We start from the raw sequence: 6,428 nt of genomic DNA, 5'->3' as shown, positions 1-6,428 counted from the left end.
TTTCTCGCGGCAGTCGCACTCGGCTCAACCCGCCTCTGGGCCAAGGCTTATGAGTCCACGCCCTAGTCCTCGGCCTTGCCATCGCTCGCCGCCGTGGCCGTGCGCGGCTGCAGCGCGCCGCGCAGGCGTTGCGCCAGACGGAACAAGGCAGGGCTGTGCTTGACGGCGTGCTTGGCCCGCCCGACTGCACCCATCGCCGCCGCAGCCACGCGGCCGCGCGCCGTGAGCGGCACGAAGCTGTCGAAGATCGGCTCGTCGTCCTTGCAGAACATCCGCTTGTAGCTGTCCGAGCCGATGCCGAGGTCGAGCGTGCGAAAATCCTCTCGCGCGTAGTGATCGATGATCGAGCGCATCAGGATCAGCCCCGGACTCCAGCGCGCGTTCTCCGACAGCGTGTAGGTGTTGAACATCATCGAGAAGCGCGCCCCGTCGGCGACGCCGGCAAACAGCGCGATGATCTCATCGTCGCAGCGCAAAGCGTGGATCTCGATGACCCGATGGCCACAGCCGAGCTTCGCCATGCAGGCGTGCCGCACGAAGGCCTCGATCCCCGGCTCGGCAAACACGTTCGGCAGCTTCTGCTCGGCCATCCGGACCGGTTTTGTCAGGAAGAACCAGTCGAGCAATTCGGCGATCTCGTCGTCGCGGCTCGCGACCACGTAGCGATAGCCGGGCAGCGCCTGCAGCTTCTTTTCCTTGCTCTTCAGCCGCTTGCGGAACGAGTTCGACAACAACGCCGTCGGCGCGGCGCCCTGCGGCATCAGTAGCACCGGGCAGTCGTTCACCGAAGGCTGATGCGGCCATCGTGCGAAGGGATTGTCGAGGTCGCGCCAGTGTTTCGGCTGCTGGAACAGGGCGAGGACGTCGGCGCCGCCGTGGTCGCGCAAGCCGGCGAGCAGGGCGTCGAGATCGCCGGCGCTGGCGCGTGCGGCGAAGTCACGGTCCATCAGCGGCATGTTGAAGGTGGTATGCTTGCCGCCCATGAACGTCGCGACGCGGACGCCGAAGGCCCGCCGCAAGGCCAGCGGCAGCAGCAGCAGCGGCCGCTGCTCGGCATCACGGGCGATCACGATGAACGGAACCGCCTGCTCGCGCGCGCCGACGTCGCGTTGCCAGGCGCCGAGCAGATCGAACCGCTGATAGGGCGTCGAGACATGGTCGGACGTTTCGAGCGCGCGCCAGATCGGCTCGGCGGCGGCGAGATCGGAGACGATGTCGATGCGTGCGATTCCGGACGGCAGCTGCCGCGCGGGCGCCTGCGCCGTCCGGCTCTCGATCACGGCGGCCATGGTCATCGCGCAACTCGCGTTGTGGGGTGTGGCGTCTTGGAATTTTGTTGCTGTGGGCCGGATGACCCTCGCAAAGAAGTCTCAACAAAAGGTAATGGCAATGACATCGTCCCAAAACGGGATGACACGCAGAAAGACCTGTCGAAATCGCCGCCGGCCACGCGATCTTAAGGCGCAATGATCTTAAACATCGCAGCGGCGGCCACGATGACGCGATCGCGCCATGGTCGGCTCCCATCAGGTGGGCGCGGACGGCTTCGTTTCAAGTGGGATGTTTCGGAAAGGGCGCTGGAATTGTCGTCGGACAACATGTGGCTGCGGAGCGCCCGGCTCGAGCTGGCCTATTTCAGCGGGCGCACGCTGCTTGCCTCCCGCGTCGCCGGCGGGGCCGGCGCGATCCTGCGCTTCGAGCGGGTGCAGCCGCGGCGCAAGGGTGCCTTCCAGCCGCTCAAGCGGTCCGAGATCACGCCCATCTTCCTCGACAAGGTGATCCGCGCGCTCAAGCGCTGGGGCTATGACATCGTTTCGCTCGACGAAGCTTGCGCCCGCGCCGTGCGGCTTGCCGAGCACGGCCGCTTCGCCTGCTTGACCTTCGACGGCGCCTCGAAAGACCTGATCACGCACGCCTATCCCGTGCTCGCGCGTCACGGCGTGCCGTTCACGGTCTACGTTCCCAGCGCATTTCCCGATGGGCTGGGCGAAGCGTGGTGGCTTGGCCTGGAAGCCGTGATCGCGCGCGAGGCCCGCATCAGTCTCGTGATCGACCACCGCGAGCAGCGCTTCAGCGTGTTCACGCCGGCTGAAAAATACGAGCTGTTCGCGTATCTCTGGGGCTGGCTGCGCAAGCTGCCGCCGGCCGAGCTGTCGGTCGCGATCCGCGACCTCTGCTCGCGTCATTCGATCGACCTTGCGGCCTTGAGCCGGCAATCCGCGATGGACTGGACCGACATCGCTCGCCTTGCCGCGGATCCGAACGTCACCATCGGCAGCGCCACCGTGCATCATCATGTGCTCGCCAATCTCAGGGATGCCGACGCGCAGCGCGAGATCGCCATGGGCAAGGCGGTGCTGGAGACGGCGCTGCGCCGCCCGGTGCGGCACATGGCCTATCCATTCGGCGACCGCGACAGCTTCCGCCGCAACGATGTCGCGCTCGCGGAGCAGGCGGGCTTCGTCAGCGCGGCCTCGGCGATGTCAGGCGTCGTGCGGAGCGAGGGCCGCTCCCATCTGCACATGCTGCCGCGCATCGCCTGGGACGGCCGCTCGCGCTCGCTGCGCGCCTTGAAGGTGCTGATGGCCGGGGTGACCCTGCCGCGTGAGAAAGCCGCGCAGCCGCCCACGCTCGACCTCGGCTGATCAGCCCTGCTGCTGCTCCCGATCGGGACGCAGCATCCAGCTGACGATCGGCATCGCCGGCAGCACCCAGCCCATGCCGACGACGACGTAATACACCGCCTGCAGCCAGCCGGAATTGGCGATCAGGGGGAATTGCGCCACCACCATGCCCATCATCGACCAGACGAAGGCGAGCAGCAGCAGGGCTACGGCGCCGATCAGTTTGCGGGTGCGGATCGTCATGACGGGAATGTCAGCCTGCGTTCGGGGCGGCGCGCTTGCGCGCGATTTCCCCGGGATTATAAGGGCCTGTCAGCCCCGGTTCAATCGAGCGTTCAACGTCCATGACCACGGTTCCCCCGACCCGCGATCTCGCCGCGATCCGCATCTGGCTCCTCGTCGTGGCCGGCCTGATCGCGCTGATGGTGCTGGTCGGCGGCGCGACGCGGCTGACCGAATCCGGGCTGTCGATCGTCGAGTGGAAGCCGGTCACCGGCACGATGCCGCCGCTGTCGGAGCAGGCCTGGACCGAGGCGTTCGAGGCCTACAAGACGATCCCGCAGTACCGGCAGATGAATGCCGGCATGACGCTGCACGAGTTCAAGACCATCTTCTGGTGGGAATGGAGCCACCGGCTGCTCGGCCGCGTCATCGGCATGGTCTATCTGCTGCCGTTCCTGTGGTTCCTGTGGCGTGGCGCCGTGTCCGGGCCGCTCGGCCGCAGGCTGTGGCTGATCTTCGGCCTCGGTGCGCTGCAGGGCGCGGTCGGCTGGTGGATGGTGGCCTCGGGCCTCACCGAGCGCACCGAGGTGGCGCCGGTCCGGCTGGCGACGCATCTGTCGCTGGCGCTTTTGATCTACGCGTCGATCGTCTGGACCTTGCGCCGGCTCAAGCCGCGCGAGGAGGCCGAGGCGCCGGCACGGCTCCGGCTGACGGCCTGGGTGCTGGTCGGCGTCACCTTCGTGCAGCTCTATCTCGGTGCGCTGGTCGCAGGCCTGCGTGCGGGGCTCGTCTACAACACCTGGCCTGAGATCGATGGCGGCCTGATTCCGAAAGCGGCCAACCTGTGGATCCAGTCGCCGTGGTGGATCAATCTGTTCGAGAACGACCTGACGGTGCAGTTCATGCATCGCATGACCGCCTACACGCTGCTGGCGCTGGCGGCGTGGCACGCCTTCGACGTGATGCGCGCGGGCGCCGGCCGCGCCGTGGTGCGCGGCGCGCACCGGTTGCTGGCCGCGATCCTGGTGCAGGCGGTGCTCGGCATTCTCACCTTGTTGGCGCTGGTGCCGATCTCGCTGGCGCTGCTGCACCAGGGCACGGCCATCATCGTGCTGACCTTTGCCGTGCTGCAGGCGGAACGGATGTCGCCGCGGCGGGTGGCCGCCGTCGCCGTGCCGCAGGCGGCGGTGACCGCGGGGCAGGCGGGGTAGGGGCACGGTCTCTCCTCCGCCATTGCGAGCGAAGCGACGTGTCCGCCGAAGCCCGTATGGCGAAGGTGGAAGCAATCCACAGTCCTGCCCACGACTCTCGATTGTGTCGTCGCGGGGCCTGTCATCGGGCCGCGCTCGCACGCCAATCTCCGCCGTCATTCCGGGGCGCCCGCAGGGCGAGCCCGGAATCCATCGGGCTACAGCACGCGCGGATCAATGGATTCCGGGCTCGCCCTGCGGGCGCCCCGGAATGACGCGTGGAGAGATCCGGGCAAGCCATCGCACTCATTCGCGTGCAGGACCGTGAAGACATGAACTCTCACCCTCGCGCGCCTTATGCGCCGAGCTATGCCGATCGTCTCGCCCTCGAAAACGCGAGGGCGCAGGGAAGGCCGGATGCCTGGCCGGCACCCATGGCCCGCGTGCAACAAAAAAAGCACGCGGCGGTCACCACAGGTACGGCCTGGAAACACCCGGCCTTCCCCGCGCGATGGTTTTAACGCTTATACGCGATCTCCCCGGGGACCGGGCTGTCTTGCCCCCGTCACCTCGTGCGACGCGTAAGCACCGACACGAGACTTAGCGCCAGCATCGGGGCGCCAGGACCACGCGATTTCGCCGTCCATGACAGACCGCTCGTCCGCGCAGACTTTCGTCCACGCACGGCCCGCCACATCCACCGCATTCCCCATCCTACGCAACTGGACGATCCGGAAGCGCCCCTCGGCTGGACAGGAACAGGCGCAGAATATGCTGATTTGCCGAAATTGGCAAGAGCGAAGCTGGGACCGCATTGGGGGGCGAGCGAGTGAAGACTTTAAGGAGCCCAATTGACCACAAGCAGTCCCGGCACCCGCTCGAACTCGCGCGTGTTCTGCGTCACCAGCGCCGCATTTCGGCGGCGAGCCTGTGCCGCGATCAGATAGTCGAACGGTCCTATCTGGACGCCGGCTTTTTCCAGACCTGCACGGATCTCGGCGGCATGGTCGGCATCCTCGGGCTCGAACGGCAGCACGTCGATTCCAAGCTCGAGAAAGCGGTCAAGCAGGCGCCCGCTCTCTGCGCGCCGGATGCTCTTGGCGATTCCGTAGCGGAGTTCAAACAGTGCCACGACCGATAGCCCGATGCGTGTGCCCGAACGGATCTGCTCGCCGAGCCGGTGCCGCAAGGCCGAGCTGCGGCCACTGACGATGCCGATCACGATGTTGGTGTCGAGGCAAATCATTCGTCGAAGAAGGTGCGCGGGTCTGGTTGGAGCGGCGGATCATCAGGGATGCCATCGGGCAGAAAGTCGCGCGCGCCCAGCGCATCGAGTTCGGCCCAGAACTTGTCGAGGTCGAGGGGCGCTCTTGTCATCGGCTCCAGGATCACCTTTTCGCCAACCTTGCTAACCAGCACCTCTGTCCCCTCGAAGCGGAATTCTTTCGGCAGCCGCACGGCCTGGCTGCGGCCATGCATGAAGAGTTTGGCGGTCGAGGACATCGGATAACTCCTCTTGATGGTATATACCGATGATATATATCTGCCGTCTGGTCGGTCAATATCCCAGCGAGGCGATGTCAGGCGATCCTTCCAACCCCAATTCGATCCGCTGGAGGACGATCGCCGTGTTGGCCGTGACGTCACTCGGCCTCGTCGCCTATTGTGCGATGCCTGATCTTGATCGCCAAGAAGATCGCAGCGGATGGCGAGCGTCCGTTGGGGTCTCTGGGTCGGTCGAGCCTGCAGACCGTCATTTGAAGTCGGCAAGAGGTCGGATGATCCGCTTCGATAGATCAGCTACTATCAGTTGAGCGTGGCCCACACGAGCCTTCGACATGCGAGCTTCTTTTCGGTCGTGACCCGGACGTCACTTCGCTCGTTCGAGCTACAGTCATGCGAGCGACTTCGTGTGCTTCCCCTCAGCAATACCCCGTCACGCCGCACGCGTAAGGCAATCGGAACATGTAGTTCGTGTAGCCCTCGCCGCCGTAATACGGGCCCTGGTAGTCGTAGGAGAAGGCGCGGCCGTAATAGCCGGGGAGCTCCTGGCGGCCGAGCAGCAGCGGAGTCGAGGGCAGCATCGGGGAGATCAGCGAGTCCTGGTCCTTGACCACGACCACCGGCGGCGGGGCCTTGGCGGCGCGGCGGGCCTTGTAGCGGATGACCTTGTCGTGGATGCCAGGCAGGTCGGCGGCGAGCACGACGCCGTTTGCTGCGGTGGCCACCATCAGCATCATGATCACCAAGGTACGCATTCTGCTCTCCTGCCGTCTGTCACATCGATCGCGCCGGATTCGATAGCCGGCGCCAGCACGGCGACGTCCGGGGCGCCGCGCGATTCCATGGACGGCAGGATGGGCCGCTTATGGTTAATGAAAACTTTCTCGCG

Annotated in this window: 7 protein-coding genes; 2 read left to right on the top strand and 5 right to left on the bottom strand. The window is 65.9% G+C overall.

The window, feature by feature from the left end; translation table 11 throughout:
• Window positions 1–62: 62 nt before the first annotated feature.
• Window positions 63–1,295 (bottom strand): GNAT family N-acetyltransferase, encoded by a 1,233-nt coding sequence (locus HL666_RS33145; RefSeq protein WP_172185708.1) that lies wholly within the window; start codon window positions 1,293–1,295, stop codon window positions 63–65.
• A gap of 288 nt (window positions 1,296–1,583) precedes the next feature.
• Here HL666_RS33145 and HL666_RS33140 point away from each other — a divergent pair, with 288 nt between their 5' ends.
• Window positions 1,584–2,645, top strand: coding sequence for a polysaccharide deacetylase family protein (locus tag HL666_RS33140; protein ID WP_172109684.1), 1,062 nt, complete (start codon window positions 1,584–1,586; stop codon window positions 2,643–2,645).
• On the opposite strand, the gene HL666_RS33135 is transcribed toward HL666_RS33140, so the two are convergent.
• Window positions 2,646–2,867 (bottom strand): DUF2842 domain-containing protein, encoded by a 222-nt coding sequence (locus HL666_RS33135; RefSeq protein ID WP_172109683.1) that lies wholly within the window; start codon window positions 2,865–2,867, stop codon window positions 2,646–2,648.
• A 101-nt stretch (window positions 2,868–2,968) separates the two neighbouring features.
• On the opposite strand from HL666_RS33135, the gene HL666_RS33130 reads away from it, so the two are divergent.
• On the top strand, window positions 2,969–4,057 hold the full coding sequence (locus tag HL666_RS33130; RefSeq protein WP_172185706.1) for a COX15/CtaA family protein: 1,089 nt from the start codon (window positions 2,969–2,971) through the stop codon (window positions 4,055–4,057).
• A gap of 817 nt (window positions 4,058–4,874) precedes the next feature.
• Here the strand turns inward: HL666_RS33130 and HL666_RS33125 are convergent.
• From HL666_RS33125 to HL666_RS33115, 3 genes are all read right to left on the bottom strand, one after another.
• Entirely contained in the window at window positions 4,875–5,282 is a 408-nt protein-coding gene (locus HL666_RS33125; protein WP_172132680.1) for a PIN domain-containing protein, read from the bottom strand.
• Window positions 5,279–5,539, bottom strand: coding sequence for an antitoxin (locus tag HL666_RS33120; RefSeq protein ID WP_172132679.1), 261 nt, complete (start codon window positions 5,537–5,539; stop codon window positions 5,279–5,281). Before HL666_RS33120 ends, HL666_RS33125 begins: the two co-directional genes overlap by 4 nt.
• A 419-nt stretch (window positions 5,540–5,958) precedes the next feature.
• Complete coding sequence (locus HL666_RS33115) at window positions 5,959–6,294, bottom strand: hypothetical protein (protein ID WP_172185704.1); 336 nt, start codon at window positions 6,292–6,294, stop codon at window positions 5,959–5,961.
• Between the last annotated feature and the right edge of the window lie 134 nt (window positions 6,295–6,428).

The organism is Bradyrhizobium aeschynomenes (assembly GCF_013178945.1).
Classification (GTDB): Bacteria; Pseudomonadota; Alphaproteobacteria; order Rhizobiales; family Xanthobacteraceae; genus Bradyrhizobium; species Bradyrhizobium aeschynomenes.
Note: the sequence above shows the minus strand (reverse complement) of the source record. Positions and strands in the feature narration are given on the sequence as shown.